General features: G+C 39.3%; 18 protein-coding genes and 2 tRNA genes. 13 read left to right on the top strand and 7 right to left on the bottom strand.

The features are described 5' to 3' along the window. Positions 1 to 304: 304 nt before the first annotated feature. The 4 genes from J3U68_RS01645 to J3U68_RS01630 all read right to left on the bottom strand — a co-directional run bounded on the left by J3U68_RS01645 (position 305) and on the right by J3U68_RS01630 (position 2,829). Positions 305 to 390 (bottom strand) — tRNA-Leu (locus tag J3U68_RS01645). A 15-nt stretch (positions 391 to 405) separates the two neighbouring features. Then, the gene (gene secG / locus J3U68_RS01640) at positions 406 to 771 is read right to left on the bottom strand and encodes a preprotein translocase subunit SecG (protein WP_267373894.1); all 366 of its coding nucleotides are present in this window, start codon (positions 769 to 771) and stop codon (positions 406 to 408) included. Between the two features lie 11 nt (positions 772 to 782). Then, a complete protein-coding gene (gene tpiA / locus J3U68_RS01635) occupies positions 783 to 1,541 on the bottom strand; it encodes a triose-phosphate isomerase (protein ID WP_267376180.1) in 759 nt (252 codons plus the stop codon). A 268-nt stretch (positions 1,542 to 1,809) separates the two neighbouring features. Continuing rightward, entirely contained in the window at positions 1,810 to 2,829 is a 1,020-nt protein-coding gene (locus J3U68_RS01630) for an alpha/beta hydrolase family protein (RefSeq protein WP_267373892.1), read from the bottom strand. Between the two features lie 682 nt (positions 2,830 to 3,511). On the opposite strand from J3U68_RS01630, the gene J3U68_RS01625 reads away from it, so the two are divergent. Further along, positions 3,512 to 4,168: a protein-L-isoaspartate O-methyltransferase family protein gene (locus J3U68_RS01625; RefSeq protein ID WP_267373890.1), complete on the top strand. Its 657-nt coding sequence runs from the start codon at positions 3,512 to 3,514 to the stop codon at positions 4,166 to 4,168. Positions 4,169 to 4,399: 231 nt separating this feature from the next. On the opposite strand, the gene nfo is transcribed toward J3U68_RS01625, so the two are convergent. Further along, complete coding sequence (gene nfo, locus J3U68_RS01620; RefSeq protein ID WP_267373888.1) at positions 4,400 to 5,245, bottom strand: deoxyribonuclease IV; 846 nt, start codon at positions 5,243 to 5,245, stop codon at positions 4,400 to 4,402. A gap of 450 nt (positions 5,246 to 5,695) precedes the next feature. Here nfo and J3U68_RS01615 point away from each other — a divergent pair, with 450 nt between their 5' ends. Then, positions 5,696 to 5,923: a ChaB family protein gene (locus J3U68_RS01615; RefSeq protein WP_267373885.1), complete on the top strand. Its 228-nt coding sequence runs from the start codon at positions 5,696 to 5,698 to the stop codon at positions 5,921 to 5,923. 224 nt (positions 5,924 to 6,147) lie between these two features. On the opposite strand, the gene J3U68_RS01610 is transcribed toward J3U68_RS01615, so the two are convergent. Beyond that, positions 6,148 to 6,408, bottom strand: a complete 261-nt coding sequence (locus J3U68_RS01610; protein ID WP_267373883.1) for a hypothetical protein — start codon at positions 6,406 to 6,408, stop codon at positions 6,148 to 6,150. Between the two features lie 483 nt (positions 6,409 to 6,891). Between J3U68_RS01610 and J3U68_RS01605 the strand changes: the two genes are divergently transcribed. The 7 genes from J3U68_RS01605 to J3U68_RS01580 all read left to right on the top strand — a co-directional run bounded on the left by J3U68_RS01605 (position 6,892) and on the right by J3U68_RS01580 (position 12,054). Beyond that, a complete protein-coding gene (locus J3U68_RS01605) occupies positions 6,892 to 7,215 on the top strand; it encodes a rhodanese-like domain-containing protein (protein WP_267373881.1) in 324 nt (107 codons plus the stop codon). A gap of 1,207 nt (positions 7,216 to 8,422) precedes the next feature. Further along, positions 8,423 to 8,647, top strand: coding sequence for a hypothetical protein (locus tag J3U68_RS01600; RefSeq protein ID WP_267373879.1), 225 nt, complete (start codon positions 8,423 to 8,425; stop codon positions 8,645 to 8,647). A gap of 58 nt (positions 8,648 to 8,705) precedes the next feature. Beyond that, positions 8,706 to 9,032, top strand: a complete 327-nt coding sequence (locus J3U68_RS10650) for an N-acetylmuramoyl-L-alanine amidase (RefSeq protein ID WP_416384649.1) — start codon at positions 8,706 to 8,708, stop codon at positions 9,030 to 9,032. Positions 9,033 to 9,155: 123 nt separating this feature from the next. Beyond that, positions 9,156 to 9,839: a toxin-antitoxin system YwqK family antitoxin gene (locus tag J3U68_RS01595; RefSeq protein WP_267373877.1), complete on the top strand. Its 684-nt coding sequence runs from the start codon at positions 9,156 to 9,158 to the stop codon at positions 9,837 to 9,839. A 7-nt stretch (positions 9,840 to 9,846) separates the two neighbouring features. Then, positions 9,847 to 10,038 carry a hypothetical protein gene (locus J3U68_RS01590; RefSeq protein ID WP_267373874.1) on the top strand — a complete coding sequence of 64 codons (192 nt, stop codon included), beginning with the start codon at positions 9,847 to 9,849 and terminating at the stop codon, positions 10,036 to 10,038. A 78-nt stretch (positions 10,039 to 10,116) separates the two neighbouring features. Further along, a complete protein-coding gene (locus J3U68_RS01585) occupies positions 10,117 to 10,512 on the top strand; it encodes a hypothetical protein (RefSeq protein ID WP_267373872.1) in 396 nt (131 codons plus the stop codon). Between the two features lie 309 nt (positions 10,513 to 10,821). Beyond that, positions 10,822 to 12,054 (top strand): hypothetical protein, encoded by a 1,233-nt coding sequence (locus tag J3U68_RS01580; protein ID WP_267373870.1) that lies wholly within the window; start codon positions 10,822 to 10,824, stop codon positions 12,052 to 12,054. A 618-nt stretch (positions 12,055 to 12,672) separates the two neighbouring features. Here the strand turns inward: J3U68_RS01580 and J3U68_RS01575 are convergent. Beyond that, positions 12,673 to 12,748: transfer RNA gene (locus J3U68_RS01575), tRNA-Arg, on the bottom strand. A 300-nt stretch (positions 12,749 to 13,048) separates the two neighbouring features. Here J3U68_RS01575 and J3U68_RS01570 point away from each other — a divergent pair. The 4 genes from J3U68_RS01570 (at position 13,049) to ubiG (ending at position 18,349) form a co-directional block, all read left to right on the top strand. Then, on the top strand, positions 13,049 to 14,116 hold the full coding sequence (locus J3U68_RS01570; RefSeq protein WP_267373866.1) for a metallophosphoesterase: 1,068 nt from the start codon (positions 13,049 to 13,051) through the stop codon (positions 14,114 to 14,116). A gap of 312 nt (positions 14,117 to 14,428) precedes the next feature. Next, the gene (locus J3U68_RS01565; RefSeq protein ID WP_323811436.1) at positions 14,429 to 15,841 is read left to right on the top strand and encodes an amino acid permease; all 1,413 of its coding nucleotides are present in this window, start codon (positions 14,429 to 14,431) and stop codon (positions 15,839 to 15,841) included. Positions 15,842 to 15,932: 91 nt separating this feature from the next. Next, the gene (locus J3U68_RS01560; RefSeq protein ID WP_267373861.1) at positions 15,933 to 17,597 is read left to right on the top strand and encodes an ArnT family glycosyltransferase; all 1,665 of its coding nucleotides are present in this window, start codon (positions 15,933 to 15,935) and stop codon (positions 17,595 to 17,597) included. A 2-nt stretch (positions 17,598 to 17,599) separates the two neighbouring features. After that, on the top strand, positions 17,600 to 18,349 hold the full coding sequence (gene ubiG / locus J3U68_RS01555) for a bifunctional 2-polyprenyl-6-hydroxyphenol methylase/3-demethylubiquinol 3-O-methyltransferase UbiG (RefSeq protein WP_267373859.1): 750 nt from the start codon (positions 17,600 to 17,602) through the stop codon (positions 18,347 to 18,349). Positions 18,350 to 18,724 lie beyond the last annotated feature (375 nt).

Raw genomic sequence — 18,724 nt, 5'->3', positions numbered from 1 at the left:
ATCATCAATCAATAGGTGTTATGCTGAGATTCAATGCCCATCATGGCTAAAAGTAGCCAGTTTAAAAGCCGTCAGCGTGTACGGTTAGCGTTACTGGCTATGAATAAATTTCCTCTTTGAACCGTAACAATACTTTCAGTCACGACTTATCTAGAGGATTATTCTAATTAAGAATTACTAGAATAAGTTTTACGAATAAAATATTGTGTTTAGCCAAATGCAAAAATTCATTAATTGATCTATGAATCATTGATCGTTGCTAGAAATTCAAAGGGCAGCCTTACAGGCTGCCCTTATTCATTTATGGTGCCGACAACGAGACTTGAACTCGTACGACCTAGGGTCACCACCCCCTCAAGATGGCGTGTCTACCAATTTCACCATGTCGGCTAAATTTAAACAATATTACTCCGGTATAACTGGTTTATTAGCCGGAGCAGCAGGTGTGACTGGTGCACTGACTGGTTGATTAGCAGCAGGCTGCTGCACCACTGGTTTCTGATTCACATTACTGAAATCCAGACCGGTACGACCGTGAGTGGAAATATATCCCAGAGCCAAACACGTCACAAAAAAGATAGTAGCCGCAATCGCAGTACTGCGACTGAGAAAATTTGCATTACCGGCAGCACCAAATACACCTTGAGCACTACCTGAGCCAAAAGCAGCACCAGCATCAGCACCTTTGCCCTGCTGCATCAGTACCAGCACGATCACAAACAGTGCGGCAAATATATTTACGATTAAAATAATGGTTTTAAATGCTTCCATAAGGTCAACTTTTATAGAGCAGGCGCGCAAGCGGCCTGAATAATAGCGGTAAAACTATCAGCCTGCAGAGAGGCACCGCCAACCAGAGCACCGTCAACATGCGGCACAGCCAAAATTTCTGCTGCATTTTTTGTGTTGACACTACCGCCATAAAGGACGCGGATTTTAACATCTTTACCGCATAATGACAAGATTTGATGATAAATAAACTGATGCATCTCAGCAATCTGACGCGTAGTGGGTATTTTGCCAGTTCCAATCGCCCATACTGGCTCGTAGGCCACGACTACCTCTGTTGCACTCAATTCAGCCAATATCGCCAACTGATCGCCCACAACGGCTTTTTCCTGAGCTGATTCTCGTTGTGCTAAGGTTTCGCCAACACACAAAATAGGTAAAATGTGTGCAGACAGACAATGCTGCAATTTAGATAACAAAATTGCATTATCTTCTTGAAAATACTGACGTCTTTCCGAATGCCCTATCAACGCAAAGCCAGCACCTACATCAGCAAGCATTTGCGCGTTGATTTCACCAGTATAGGCACCAAAATCTCCGAATCTGCTGACGTCTTGTGCGCCTATTACCAAAGGAAAACCACGCACCTGCTCTTTAGCGCTTGTCAGGTATACATCAGGAACAGCAACTGCGCAATAAACCTGAGCAGACGCTGCTGAAACTGGCTTCTGCAATGCTAGTAGTAACTGCTGATTGCTGGCCAAACTGCCGTTCATCTTCCAGTTACCCATGATCCATTTTTGTTGCCACATCGTATTCTTTTCCTGATTCACGCACATGCCTTGTATTCAATTTAATGATTAATCGACGTCATCTGACGACAACTTAGGTGATATTGTACCTTAGCCTACTCTTTTGCACTACTGGCAGAAGTCAGTCCATTCCTATAGGTTCTGTCTTAAATATCCCATCCCTAAACTATCTTTCACTTAGCCATGCGGATCAAAATCAATCATTTTTTGGCTCAGTAAACATCGTTGCCGGATATCAATAAATAATTAACATACTGCACAACTAAACTTAAAACTTGTCCTGCAACTGCACCGGATTATTTGACCATAATTTGGTCAAAAAACCCAAGGTTAAATAAGTCACTTCGCGATGAATTTCCTCTCTATCACGCTGATACCCATTCTGACACCATAAACCTTTTGTAAGAGGTTTACACGTTTGAATAAAACTAAAATGTGTTGCATCAAAGATAAACACAAAGGTTGAGGTCTGCTTAGGCAGAAAGGGTTGCATATGCCCTGATTCAAGCTTGACCTCCCTGTTACTAGCCACATTGCCAGCGCCGATCACTAATATCGGTAATTGAAACTGTTGCAAACTTTCAGTTGTCATCCCTCTAGTCAATCCGGCATCCAAAGTAACCACCGCTTTCACTCGCTCGTCACGTGTTGGTTGAATGAATTCTGGCTGATCCAGACCTAACTGATTCATCAGCTGACACGCTTTTAAATATGAGTGAGTCCGGCAATCTTGTTGAAATTGTCTGGTATCAAATTTGGCCCCAGCTAAAGAAAGAACCGTCCAGCCACCAAGCGAATGCCCGATGGCAGCAATTTTATCCTTATCAATCAGCTTACTCAATGATCGATCTGTTAAGACTGCATCAATTGTCATGCTTAATTCCTGCGGCCGCAACCATAACTGAGCTGGCTGATTATTTCGCTGGGTTGAGGAAAGAGGGTCATGATGTGTAGGTGCAGCCACAATGTAGCCCAAGCTGCTTAATTCATACGCTAACCAACTTAAATTACGCCAGCTACCACTGTAACCATGCGACAGCACGATCAATGGATGGGCATGTTGACCTGATGAAATGGGTTCAGCGTTGAGGGACACTTGCGAACCAATAAAGAGCTTATTAGCGGCAATAGTTGTCGTTTTTTTCTGTTCCTTAGCAGGATACCATACAGCAATATTAAGTGGGTGCAGAGTCTGGGTTGTGAGATTTATTTCTTTAAAACCAACACTGGCCGAGGCGGAAGAAATCAACACCCAAAAAAGCACCATAAACCGCAAAATATTAACCATAAATCCCCTTCCTCCTGCACAGTTGAATTTCTGAAATGTATTCGCCCAACTACATCAACCCTGAACTACAAAAATAAACACCGCCATTTGTCAGCTTTATTTTATTATCCAGGGAGACCTTGTTAGCAGATTGCATCATTTACCGGCTAAATAGATCGCAACGGATTGACGTCTAACTTTAAAAATTTGGTCGAGACCACATCCATCGGCTTCATCCACTGCAACTGAGTTTAATAACACTGATTCCAATGAGGCAGACACCCTTTTGTGATGGCATTTCCTCCCCTGTTGCACCACTGCCGCTGGACATGATTACGAGCAGATTCTCTAAGATTTGATGACAGCCAAACTTCGTTCTTCTTCAATAATTTAGTAAAATACTTTATTGTACAGAGTATGGCAAACAAAAAAGGTATTCATGGTCTGCATTCGTTTTATGCCAACTGCACCATTAAGCGACCGGATCGAGCAAATCTTTTAGACACCAAACCCAAAGCCTCTGTGATTTAACCACCTCACCCTTTATTTAAACCCTTTTTCCTTAACATTTACACTATTGTCAATAGTTAAATCGTTTTATAATTCACATTCAGATATTTATTTACAAGCTTAATACGACTTAACATCCACCAACTGATTGATTAATAGAATAGCTGGTCAATCACAGCAATTTGGAGCCGACATGGATTTCAATACCGCCCGCTACAATATGGTCGAGCAGCAAATCCGTCCCTGGGACGTATTAGATTTTGATTTACTGGATGTTCTCAGCGACATACCACGTGAGCGCTTTGTTTTACCGCAGCATCAACAACTCGCCTACAGCGATCAATCATTACCACTGGCTAATGGCGGTAGTATGCTGGAACCTAAAGTGATGGCTCGGCTTATTCAAGCTTTAAAATTAAACCTTGCAGACACGGTTGTGGAAATTGGCACAGGTTCCGGATATGCCACTGCTGTGCTGGCCAGATTAGCTAACCAAGTTTTAACTATAGATATCGATGCTGCACAACAACAAACGGCGAAAACCGTTTTAAGCGAACTTGGTTACACCAATATTCAATATAAAGTGGGTGATGGACTGAGCGAGAAACTGATCCAGACGCCTTTTTCTGCTATCTATGTAGGAGGAGGCATTTCACAATTGCCCACCTTTCTGCTCGATCAGATCCCCGAACATGGTCGTATGGTAGCCATAATCGGTGATGCACCCTTGATGAAAGCAGTGTTATTTGAACGTCAAAACAACCAAATTCAAGAAACGGTATTGTTCGAAACCCTTGCGCCAACCCTTCATAGTTTAGCCATCAATCAACCGAGCCAATTCAAATTTTGATATTCAACCATGGCCCATATCCATTATATAGATATGTGCCATGGTTAAAGTAAACACAAAAATAGGAGAGATTGATTTGAAGAACTAATGCCAATTAATGAACATTTCTAATCAGATCATTTTTGGCTAAATTAAGTTGAACATGGTCATGATTAAAATACCCTTAGCTTAAAATCAAACCTCTTCAGCCAAGATAATAATCTTGGCATAATCAACTAAATAGTCCATTTCTCAAATATCAGCTTGCGCCTTTAACCAAGCTATTTCTTGCCCCCAAATTTCTGGGTCGATGGTTTCGAGAATAAGTGGGATTTCATCAATTCTGGCATCACGCATAATGTATTTAAAAGCAGCCTCGCCAATATTACCTTTACCTAAACTATGATGACGATCAACATGACTGGCAAATTCACTTTTCGCATCATTCAAGTGCATAGCGCGTAAATATTGAAAACCCACGATCTTTTCAAACTGAGAAAACGTTTCCTCACATGTTTGTTCAGAACGTAGATCATATCCAGCCACAAAGGCATGACAAGTGTCGATACAAACACCTACACGGCTTTTATCTTCAACCTGATCAATAATCGCAGCCAGATGCTCGAATTGATAACCCAGATTAGATCCTTGCCCTGCGGTATTTTCAATCACAGCCACCACATTGCTGGTTTTATCTAAGGTCAAATTAATGGATTCAGCAATACGATTAAGGCATGCATCTACCGATATTTGTTTTAAATGGCTGCCTGGATGAAAATTAAGCAAAGTTAAACCTAATTGCTCACATCGTTGCATTTCATCTAAAAAAGCCATACGAGATTTTTCTAATTGCTCCTGATCTGGATGACCTAAATTAATCAGATAACTATCATGCGGTAGGATTTGTTTACTACTGAAACCATATTGTTCACAATGTTTTTTAAAACGATCAATTACCGCTGCTTCAAGCGGTTTGGCACACCATTGGCGTTGATTTTTAGTAAACAGGGCAAATGCCGTTGCTCCGATTTGATTAGCATTTATTGGCGCATTATCCACACCACCAGACGCACTCACATGCGCACCGATGTATTTCATATTGTTCTATCCTGATAATGAATTAAGGCAGTATTGGTCATCATCCAAGACACAGTTATACTGTCATTGCATGGATTGCGTCAGCAAAGACCCACACTGAGATACTCTAAAATTAGGTGTAATTATCTCACCGAATATCATCTCTCACTATATGGCAACAACGTTTTATGATCATTTCCCCCATGACTGAAGAACTGTTCAGTTTGACTTAGGCGCAATGATCCTTAATTTGATTATGTTACTTAGCTTAGGGTTAGCCTGTAACAAAGAAACTGATTTATATTTCAAATCATTTTCCACACCGTCAGTTTTATTTAACTGCGAGCCCAATGAAAATATTATGAAAATAAACTTGCCTGATCATTAAAATAAGATTAAGTTTTAAAACAACGAATTATATTGATAAACCACGATGAATCATCATCATTGTCAGCATTAAGGAGAAATAATATGCCATATCAAACACGCAATGATCTGCCTGCTTCTGTGCGCCATGTTTTACCAGAACATGCACAGGATATTTTTAAAGATGCGTTTAACCATGCCATTCAGGAATATCAAGATCCAAGCAAACGGCGCGACAACAGTGACCCTGAAACCATCGCGTTTAGAGTTGCCTGGGCAGCGGTGGAAAAAGTTTACCATAAAGGTGCTGATGGCAAATGGCAACGCAAATAACGGCTTATCCGTACCATAGGTATATCTTTACGCACCGGTATTGGCATATGACAAACTTAAGCATCCGGTCAAAATTTCATCATGGGTTGGACAATTTTCACGCTAAATTAGCTAAGGATGTTTATTTGCAAGCGAAACAGAGTTGATACAGCGAAAGGTCAGAAGCCAAGTGCAGAATTAATTTCTTACAATAAAATAATCATAAAATTAAATAAAAACTTCAGCTAATACCCAAAAAAAGCTGACGCAGAATGTCCCTGCTGATCAATTAAAGACGGTTGGACCATCACCACACAAACAGATTGAGCACCCTGTAGAAATTGTGCGCTGACAATGGGTGAGATCGCTGTAGATTGTACCTTGCCAGATGCCGAGGATTGACCTATTTCACTCAACAATAACATGCTGTCAGATGAAGTTGTTAGCGTGGTAATTGCTGCCCGTTGCGTATGGCTGAATGAACCCATTAACCAGCTATCTATCATACACAGGGTCATGAGGCAACGGTTTGCGCATTTTTTCTCAGACTAGCCATTTTAAGCATCTAGTCACGCGCTAAAACCAGCTTAAATTGACAAGGCGTTGTTATAAAGATAAGCAAATTGCGACGAAATTTGCGCTTGTCTACACTTTACAAGAGAATATTCGCCATATCTATAAGCACAAGGGCAAGAATTTAACCTATTTAATCCTGATAAAATTGCCTACCCCAGCAACTTATTTTATTGATAAAAATACATGACAAGAGCTGTTATAGGTGATATCAAACTTGAATGAGCATTAGGATTGAGAAAGCGATAGTCTATTCGTCTTATTCAGTCATAGAATAAATCAAGTATAAAAGTAATGGGAATGGGGAAAATTTAGCAGTATGATATGTTTCGTTGCTTGAGTGCTTTTTTCGGCAACAGCGTATTTAGCACCGCTTGAATACTGCAATATTTACCCATTAAGAAATCAAAGTTTTTATGTCTGTTGAAGAAATCAGTCCCAAGCAATTACAGCAATGGTTATCAGAAAAAAAACCATTTATCTTGCTTGATGTTCGTGAACAAGATGAAGTTCTTGTTGCTGCACTACCTGATCACATGCACATTCCGATGAATCTTATTCCGATTCGTCAAAACGAGATTCCAGATGATTTACCCATTGTTATTTATTGTCATCACGGCATGCGCAGTTTGCAAGTTGCCTTATACTTATCCGAAAATGGTTTTGATGATGTGTATAATCTCAGTGGAGGCATTGATGCCTGGTCTCTGATGGTTGACCCAAGTATTCCCCGATATTAATCCTCTTTGCTCTCATTCATTTCATGTATGCACTCAGAATTAATCTGATTGCATGTACATCCCATTGCGTTCCTAGATTAACGCTTTACGCTTGATTTGCCGGTGGGACTAAAGACTGCAATTTGGACGTGGATAAAACCCACAATGAGTGTTTGTATTGTTTTTCTTTCCCACTAAAGACATTAGCCTGGGACTTGATTCATTAAAAAAAACCCACACCACAGCATCTTGATAAGTCCATAAATAAACATTTTTTAAGCCTTAAAAGTAAGATTGAGTATAAATAACGGTTTAAAGAGCTCAACTAACCATGTTGATAAACCACTAAAAATGAAGCGGTTTAGCCACGATATACCCCACCCATTCGCTAAATCATTTAATTCAATATATCTTGCAAACACTTTTGATAAAAAATTGATTAAGCTAGCTCATCGTTTATTTCGCGTGTAGAGCCATGAACAAAGTATTTAGTCTTCAGCAAGATTCCTCTTGATTCATCAACAACATAATCTAAATGGTGCTAATAAGCATGCACTATTCTTATTAATCATCAATATTACGCACAAATTCTATAGGACAACATAGTCACAGCTTGCAATACTTATTTTGAATGAAGTTAAGTTACTAGCTAAATTTGATTGTCTATCATGGCAACATGCCGAATATTTTCTATATGCAGAAGATGTTTAATTTGAGAAACACTTTAAAAAAGAGATTACTGGGTTTTACAAAACCAATGAGAAGGTAAATGATGAACGTTTTTAAAACTAGATAAAATATTTAGTATGACATTTGGAGAGACTTATTTTGTCGAAACATTAATCGGAGAAAAGGATTTTTTGAAAAAAGTGAATGGATATTAAAAGAAAATGGACGTACCAAAAAAAATTAGAATCACTTCTGAACAAATGCCTTCTGTGAATAAAATTGATAAAAAAAATTTAAGTATCTAAAGAATCTTTGGATAGGTCATCTATAAATTTAGAGGAAAATTTAACATTAGAAAAAATGCAGTAAGGTAAGCTAAAAAGTGTTAGAGTCTAATTTGAAAACTTATATCAGCTATCGGGTTAAATCTGAGAAATAAAGGAAATTATATAAAGCTTCTTTGCAGGGCAATTTAGTGCCGTGGATAATTTAAATTATTATGACTTTTTAACTGAAAATTTAAATTAATTTCAATTAAAAAAATACTAGACCTGTTATTGTGATTGATCTAGGACATGGGGTTACACTGGGAAATGAAGGAGCTCTAGCAAGAATATACCAATACAAATTAAACGCGAACAATGAGGAAATTTTAAAAGATGCAAAAGGTAATGTACAAACAAAAACCGCAACAGTTATAGATCTTTCCTCATATGTTCTAGAGGCTCCGAATACATGGATTATTGGAAATAATGATTATTCAAAAAGTAAAATAATAAATTAAATCATGAGAGAACTGAATCTAGTATGGTTTATGAAGTTTCAATAAAACTTTATAAACTATTGCTACAAAAAGGCTAAATGTTTTAATTACCAGAAATAGTAAAATCGTTGTTAATGTTGCCAATAATAAAGAAGCTATCTATTTTCGCTGTGATATAGCTAATAACAACAAAGCGGATTATTTTATTTTTATTCATGCGGATGGCTTAACCAATTTTACTTCCGGCGCGCATGTTATCTATAATGAAGAAGATAAAAAAGGGCTAGAATTAGTTAATAATATTTTTAGTTGTTATACTGTTGTCAATATAGGAAAGAAACACCCAGATGCTAGAAATAATATAGGAGTTCTTGGGGGGAAAATCAAACGAAGTATAAAGTTTTAATCGAGCTTGGTTATATTACACACCCTAAAGCTGCAAAAAGTATTTACAACAATATGGACTTAATAGCAGAGCAATTTGCTCAAGGGTTAACAATCCACATTAATAAACATTTTTAAGAATAAAATGAAAAAATTACTAATGGTGTCTATTTTTTTTGTTGGCATTTTGGCATGTGTTCAACGCATTGAAGCAAAAAAAATTTCCGAAGCTCCCCCTTCACATTCAGTACGAATTAAAGAATCCAATACTCCGGAAGGTTTTTTACGATATGAATATTATATCAATGGCAATAAAGCAGCGGATTATATAAAAACTTACTATACTAAAGGCGGTCAATTAGAATCTGTGTATTATATGTCATCATATCAACGAGACAGCATTTCTGCTCAAGGATTTTACCCAAATGGAAAACTAAAATTCACGCATTATGTAAGAGATGAAGTTAAAAAAGGAGATGTATTATATGTTAAATATTATCCTAATGGACAAATAAATCATATAGAAACAATAGTTACTGGCTCTTTAGAATTACCCAAACTCACTACTATTTACTTTGAAAATGGCGTTAAGCAATATGAAGGGTTTATGGATATGTATAATGCTACCATAATACCTGTAGGATTATGGAAAACATACGATGAAAAAGGCGATTTAATCGAAACCACCTATTATCATCCCGATGAATTCGGCAAAGACTATAAAATCGTCACTCAATATAAGAATGGAAAAGTTGTTTCAAAGAAAATTTACAATTTTGATGATTTATATGAGACTGAGTTAAAAGAGCTTTTCACCATACCGAAATAATAAATAATTGAAAAATGAAAAAAGTAAACTAATAACTGATACTGAAATAAAAATAACCGGAAAAATACAAGAACAATACGATTTATCAGATTTACAAGCGTTAGCTGAGCTCAGAAAAATAAATATAAAAAAGGAAGATAATCCCAAGCTAGATGAATATGAAGGCATCTATCATTTGCAACCCGATAATTCCGTCTAAAAATGCCTCTCTATCAATTCGTTTCTCTTTTGAAGAAAACTATAAAAAAAATACGCTACACATTTAATACACTATCTTATGAAGAAATACAAAAAAACTCTTCACATACACGATTTTCAACAAAAACTAGATTTTAAATACGGAAAAGGAAAATTCCATGCTGTTTTGGTACTGAGCTTATTTTTCTGTCTGTCTTTTACTTCCTGCTCCAATGATTTACATAATAGCGGGACTACAAATAGAAGCAATATAAGCGGCTCTATTGAAGGAACTACCCATGAAGGGCAATCGAGCGGAGCAAGAAATCAAATAACGAATACGGGACAAACAGTTACATTAAACAAATCGCCTTATGGGGATAATCCAACGGTATTAGATGCTTATTTTGCCCAACAAGATACTAAATCCAAAATGAAAAAAACTGTTCTTTTAATTCTTGTTTTGTTTTTGCTTTCGCCACTGCAAAAAGAATAAATATGCAAGAAGTAAAATATTATGGAAGTTTTTCTGGATATCATCATATAATCAAATTAATCAACATGATTGATGTTGAAAGGGTAAAAAGAAAAATCATTATTTACGAGCGATTTATATCAATAATAAACTTGCATTAGTGGAGAAATATATAAATAAAAATTTTTTAGATATGTTTATACGTACAAAAAATAAACGGATAAAAATTGAAATTATAAATATTAATGGAGAAAAAAATAATATCAAACAATTATGCAGCTGCAGATTTAATAAATTCCAACTATCTTATTTAAAAATAGAGGATACACCATGATAACATTAGAAAAAATTGATATTCCCATGACTGAACTCAATTCTAATTTGACTGGATTAGGACACGTGATACATTTATTTCCCCAACATATTATGGGGCCGAACGATGTCATCATTGATCAGTTTTGGGTGCATGATATCATCTTGATTGATCCGCGTACGCTGATTATCTGTATGGCATATTATATACAGTCTGACCCAGACGTAGCAAAAGATTTGGATTTTTACTTCTATTGTGTTATCGATCTGGATGCGAATAAAGTTGATTATTACCTTGAAAATGAAGGTGAAGATCCTGAATGTGAAGATCCAACACTACTTCTCGCTAATATGTTTATCGGTCCAGATTATCAGCCTTATACTCTGCTTGAAGTCAATCAGTTCAAAAAAAAATCTAATGTCATCATCCCACTTTTAAACCGCCAATACACTGTTTTACCATACACGGTTTTATCTAAGTCTATACGGCTTGCTAATGGTGATTTTAAGGGTGTGGTTAATCAATCGAGTATTTTTTATCATATTGTCGATTCTGTCAGTTATGAAACATACAGACAGCCAGACCAACTAACTCTTCTTAAGTTGAAACACAATGGCGTCTATACTTTCCGCCAAAACGAAATACCCTTACCTAAAAGCAACCATTTTTTTATTCATCCAAGCAATAATGAATTTCATTTACTCGCACCTGCGCCAGGTGAGGATGGTTGGTTGCACCGCCAAATTGATGAAAAAGGTAATATTATAAACTCAAGAATAATCAAAGTGGATAAAGGGTTTTATCCAAACAGAGCGTTAGTTTTAAGCTTTAGCGAAACATCACGGGTTTTAAGTCTGAATGGAGAGAACCTAATTTATCTCATTACTATTTCACCAGAAGGCAAAATTAAGCAGGATGTTTTGTTTCAACATGAACACATAATTCAATATATTCATGATTCAATACAAATTTCTGAGCATACTTATGTAGTTAATTTTTCAGACACCAATTATACGCTCAACTGGATAACTATTCGCCATGATGAGGTGATTGAAGGTTTTATTCAACATCAGGATGGCCATTTTCTCAATGTGCTGACACAAGAAACGTTTCAATTAAGCCAGCGAAAACTAAGGATTCTCAAAATTATTAAAATTCAGGATGACAAATATGGAATTATTTTCCTATATCAACATTATGAAACCGATGGTCTAACTGAATTAATTGTTATGTCTCGAAAAATAGATTAGTTGCGGAACCTAAAAAGAAAATCAGAATTTTCTCTTAAACGCGTGGATGAGTAGTCTTCTATGGGGGATTTACTCGCCCACAGTGATGAATTTGACATGCCATTCGCCTGTTAACTGGCGCTTTTCTCTCTTCCTCACTTAATGTCTGGCGACGAAGTCGTGGCATTTAATATTTTGCCCATGCTTTTACTTCGGTGTCATCACCTCTTTCATGATTGATTAATCTGTCGCCTTATCGTGTTTCGTTGCTAAGACCTACCTAAATTTTTCGGCAAGCGTTGTTTCTACAGGTGTGTTAATTTACTCATTGATATCACACTCTGTTATCAATTAGTTTTTGTCAAAGAATTTTTTCTTCATAGTGCTCTGCATTGATCATGCTGTTAAATGATTTGAACTGCAAAATCGATTATTTGAATGTCACGAGGTTATCTTTATTGAGGCACATTCAGTTCAGATAGGCATCAGTTGGGCTATATCAACACCAATTTATGTGCTACATGACTCTTGATGGCTTAATTACACGGGCTTAAATGGTAATTTAGGATAGTGAAGAGCTAGTCAGAAGATAAAACTAAAGGACTTTCAGTAGAGTTGAAAGTCCCGCATATATATAATTGGTGCACCCAACAGGGATCGAACCTGTGACCTCCGGCTTCGGAAACCGACACTCTTCCAACTGAGCTATGGATGCAAATTTAAAAATAGTATGCGAGTTTAGCCGAAAATAAGCAGTTTGGCAAAGATAAGATTGATAAAAGTAACATTTACCACAAGAGCATTTAGATAGCGTTTTCTAATCATTTGAAAAAATTAACATTCATTAATCAATTCATACTCACTCCCATGTAAATAGCACCCTATTTCAATGCTTAAGTTGGCATATTTCAATATACTGTGCTATGTTTAATCGCTTAAATTGATTAAACATTGTCTTACAATACATAGACATACACACACAACCGCTGTACTAGCTGCTCAGATCGTATTGATTATGGATGCTTATCAAAGTCCCTTTATTCGTAGCTTACCTGCTGGTGTACCGCTGGATATCATTGGCGATGTGCACGGTGAATGGCTGCCGTTACAACATTTATTACATTTCCTTGGCTATGATGAATATGGTCATCATCCTCACGGGCGCAAACTGGTATTTGTCGGCGACTTGTGTGATCGAGGCACAGATAGTCCAGCCGTATTAGATTGGACTATCGAAGCAGTAGCCAAAGGAAATGCCTTCAGTGTCATTGGCAATCATGAATTAAATTTGTTGATTAATGACCCTAAAGATGGTTCAGGCTGGTTTTTTACTGAACGTACTCAAGATGAGGCGCGTTATGCACCATGGCAACATTATGCCAAACACAAACGCCAACAATTAACAGACCAGCTTGGACAATGGCCATTAATATTGCAACGGGACGATCTACGCATTGTTCACGCTGCATGGTTACCCGAGAGTATTCACAAACTGAATGAATATCAGTCCTCTTCCCTAACCGATGTCAATCAATATTGGGAACATCGTTTTCATGATGATTTCAAACAAACTGAGTGGTATGAAGTATACAAAAGGGAAATTCAGCTTTTGGGGGCCAAACTGGAAGACGAAAATGTCAGCATGTCATTTCAGCCAGGTATCGCCCATTATGACTTAATGCGAAGCTGCCACAATCCATTACGGGCTCTCACCAGTGGCATACAGGCTTTAGCTACAGCTCCCTTTTATATTAATGGACGTTGGCGGTTTACCATTCGCAAACCATGGTGGCAACATTATACTGATTCGGTCGCCGTCATCATCGGTCATTACTGGCGGAGCTGGTATCGTGATGGGGTGGCAGAACACCGCAAAGAATTATTTCAGGAACCACCAACACAATGGCTGGGCGCTAAACAACAGGTTTTCTGTGTAGATTATTCAGTTGGCGCGCGTTGGCGCGAACGGCAACAATCAATTGATCCTGCGCGCAGCCGGATGCATCTGGCGGCTTTGCGTTGGCCGGAAAAAGTGATTGTACTGGATAATGGTCAGCAGTATTTGAGTGAACAAAAACATTGAATTATCACGCCAGTCATTCCTAGGGTTTGTTATAATAATTGTTTTAGACATTAAAACTTGATATGTCATATGGTTTTATACTGCATAACCAAGCAGTTAGACCAAACCTAACCGCCATTTCTACAGCCCACTATTACCATTTAAAGCGCAGAAAGCTTCTGATTTAAGGGTATTTGGGCGCCAACAGCATGTGTTGTATATTGGCTTGTGTGGGGAGACATAACAGAATCGATTAAATTGAATAATAAAATGACAGACACCCAATCTTCTTCTAATCAAGTTAGACGCCATTTGAAAACCCGTCACCTGTCGATGATTGCAATTGGTGGCAGCATTGGTACGGGACTGTTTATGGCCAGTGGCAGTGCTATTCACGATGCCGGACCTGGCGGTGCCTTACTGGCTTACATCGCTATCGGGGTCATGGTGTATTTTTTAATGACCTCTTTAGGCGAAATGGCCACTTATCTGCCAACTTCAGGTTCATTTTCTACCTACGCAGCCCGTTTTGTGGATCCCTCCTTAGGATTTGCCTTAGGCTGGAATTATTGGTTTAACTGGGTAATCACTGTAGCCGCTGATATATCGATTTCCGCATTGGTTATCACCTATTGGGAACCCTTACGTTTCATGCCTCCATGGTGTTGGAGCCTGTTATTTTTTACCTTGATATTTCTGCTCAATATACTGTCCGTGCGGGTATATGGTGAATCTGAATACTGGTTTGCCTTGATTAAAGTCGTCACCGTCATTGTTTTTCTGGTGATTGGTGTATTGACGATACTCGGGATACTTGGCGGACAATATGTCGGACTGACCAATTTCACCATTGGCGATGCCCCTATTTTGGGCAACGGCTGGTCGGGGAGATTCTTTACCGTTTTAGGCGTATTCCTCATTGCTGGCTTCTCCTTTCAAGGTACTGAACTCATCGGCATTACCGCCGGCGAATCCGAAGATCCGCAGACCAGTATTCCTAAAGCAGTCAAGCAGGTGTTCTGGCGCATATTGATATTTTACATTTTGGCCATGTTGGTGATCGGACTACTGATCCCTTATAACAGCAATGCCCTGTTAGGTGCAGATGTTGATCAAATAGCCAAATCTCCGTTTACTTTAGTGTTTGAACGAGCTGGACTGGCTTTTGCCGCCGCAATAATGAATACCGTCATTCTGACCTCAATACTTTCTGCCGGAAATTCTGGTCTGTATGCCTCTACCCGCATGTTATACGCCATGGGCAAAACAGGGATGGCACATCGCTCGTTTGGTCAGGTAAATCGCCGTGGTGTACCAGTTTTAGCCTTACTGGCAACAGCAATCATTGTGCTGGCGATTTTCTTATTGGAAAGTATCGATGAAGGTGCTTATGAATATGTCGTCGCAGCTTCAGGTCTTACCGGATTCATCGCGTGGCTGGGCATTGCCATCAGTCATTATCGCTTCCGACGTGCCTTTGTGCATCAAGGTCGCGACGTGAATACTTTGGTTTACAAAGCCAAATGGTTTCCCTTCGGTCCGATTCTGGCTTTATTCTTGTGTATTCTGGTCATCATGGGACAGGATAGCAATTTATTGTTGCATGGCGACTTCAAATGGCAACGCTTTGCCATCACCTACATGGGATTACCCGTTTTTGCCGCTTTTTACCTGTACCATAAAATCCGTTATCGTACCCGCAAAGTACCACTGGATCAGGTTAATTTAAGCCAACAGCTGGATTAACAACCAATCACGCCCAACAGCAGGCAGCCAGATATGGCTGCCTGACGTATTTTCCGTTAACATAAGTCACATTAAACGGATATATAAACACATGCTCACCTATACCCCTCCGAAAAGCAATATTAAGCCCGTCAGCGCCAAACGTTCGTGGCTATTAATGCTGCTGGTTTTTGTCTGGTTGTGGCCGGGTGTATTTCACCATGATTTATGGACACCAGGTGAACCTTATTTATATGAAACCATTCAACAATGGCAGAGTAGACAATGGGCTATCCCAAGCTTGTTTCATACCACCAACTGGGATTCCTCTCCCCTATATGTCTGGCTGGGGGTCTTATCTCAGCACCTGCTAAGCCCGCGCTGGTTGGATAGTTATGAAGCGATTCGTTTCCTCAACGCTATCCTCATGACTTTAACTTTTAGTTGCATTGGCGGTTCTGCCCGTCAGTTTCTCGGTCGCGGTAACGGCCGCATTGCGGTGCTGATATTACTGGGTTGTCCGGGATTATTGATGCCAGGGCATTTCATCAACGACAGCATTGTCCTGTGCCTCGGTGCCGCCATGTGCTGGTATGGCTTTTCACTATCGACACGTCGCGTCATGATGGCCAGCCTGATGCTAGGCGGTGGCTGGGTAGTTTTGTCATTATCCGGCAGCTTATTCTGGCCGTTACTGTTCATGTTGCTGGCGATCAGTCTGTTGCTGTTTCCGCTGTGGCGATATCGTCGGTATTATTTGGTTCTGATTATCTCCATGCTATGGGCTTGGCCACTGATGTTAATTTGGCCAGTAGCACTGCACCAAAGCAGTGCGCCATTATTCCATCAATGGTGGCAATACCACGCTTTATATCCTTTTGGCGGTTTCAATCATTTCCGCGTTCATTTCTCTTTAGCGTACTATGTCAAAAATCTAATCTGGTTTGCCTTCCCAGCTTGGCCTCTGGCAATCTGGACTGCAACCCGCACCTCATTAAAAAGCCAACCTTGGGGAATTCTGGCCATTATCTGGCTAGGATTGTGTCTACTGATGTTTGCTATTATGCCTGCTCAAGGACAAAACCTGCTGGTTATTCTTCTGCCCGCATTGGCCGTTATTGGTGCTGCGCAATTAAATGCTTTACGTACCGGTGCAGTTGCTTTCCTAAACTGGTTTGGCATCATGACTTTTGGCTTTCTGGCCATTTTCTTATGGCTAGGATTTGCAGCGATGAATTTTGGCTGGCCGGCCAAACTGGCTGAAAGAGCAACCTATTTCAGTCCCTATTATCATTATGACGTTGATTACTTCCCACTGATCGTAGCTGGGGTACTGACACCACTCTGGCTGTGGGCAATCACCCGTCAGCATATTAGAGGACGTCAGGCCGTGACCAATTGGGCAGCAGGCGTTTTGCTGGTGTGGTCACTCCTACTGACTTTATTTTTACCGTGGTTGGACGCAGCCAAATCGGCTCGACCAGTGGTCATACAAATGCAAAACAGCTTAAGTAGCCAACTGACACAGGATTTACAGAGTGGAAAAGAATGCATCAGCATCAAAGCTGATCAATTCAGTACCCGTATCGCCTGGCAAGAATACAGCTGGATTAAATTATCGCCAGACAACCAACACTGTCAGTATCGACTGGTGACACATGATGTAAAAGCAAAAGTACCGGATAACTGGATTGAAATCTGGACCGGTGCACGACCTCGCGAAAAAAATAACGTTATCGCCTTGTGGCAAAGAACCCCACAGCCTACGGAACCATAACCATGACCTCATCTCAATCACAACACTCCGCCCAGCAGTCGTATACGGAGAATGTTGATAGCAGTGAAATAGACAAATTTAGCCAACTGGCGCATAAATGGTGGGACAAAAACAGCGAATTTAAGCCATTACATGACATCAATCCGCTGCGCCTGAAATTTATTGATGACTATGCTCATCTGTCCAACAAAAACATTTTAGATATTGGCTGTGGCGGAGGCATTCTGGCCGAAGCGATGGCTAAATCCGGAGCAGAACAAGTTACTGGCATTGATCTAGCCAAAAAATCATTGAAAACTGCTCAGCTGCACGCCATGCAGGAACAATTAACTCATATCAGTTACCGTATGATCAGCGCAGAAGAAATGGCTGCCGAATGCCCGGCAGCCTTTGATGTCGTCACGTGCATGGAAATGTTAGAACACGTTCCTGATCCAAGCAGTATTGTGCGTGCCTGTGCCGAGTTAGTGAAACCAGGTGGCATTGTTTGCTTTTCCACCATCAACCGCAATCCTAAATCCTATTTACAAGCGATTGTTGCTGCTGAATATATTCTCAAACTAACACCACGCGGAACCCACGATTTCCGTAAATTCATCACCCCTGCCGAACTGGCACGGCTGTGCCGGCAGGCTGGACTAGAATGGCTTGGCTGCAGTGGTTTTACCTATAATCCGCTCAACAAACAATACCATATAACTGACCGTGTCGACGTAAACTACATGATTGCTTGTCAGCGTCCGCCAATCTAAAACGACCAAAGCCAACCTTTAAGTTGGCTTTATATTTTAATAGTCATGTCAATTCCTTCACCATTTCTTAGTGATATTCCTCTAAAATGCATAAATGAATTTTTGACTAATATTGAATTAAATTACCTGTCATTTGAGGAAGAGAAAAAACCTCTGAATGCTTCATCATAGCAAGAACATGCCACGGAAAATTAAATAAAGATTCACCAACTTTATCGATCTGAATATTTCAATTTCAGCAACTTTTGGATGAAAAAAAACAGGCTAGAAAAAGATTGGCTTCATTCCCTGTAAGCATCAAACATAATTTATCATTTAGCCTGTTATTCTAAATTATTTTTTCGTTTGCACTTTCTCTAGAAAATTAACGTCACC

Source organism: Snodgrassella sp. B3882, from assembly GCF_026535915.1.
Lineage (GTDB): Bacteria > Pseudomonadota > Gammaproteobacteria > Burkholderiales > Neisseriaceae > Snodgrassella.
This window is presented reverse-complemented; position numbering and strand designations above follow the sequence as displayed.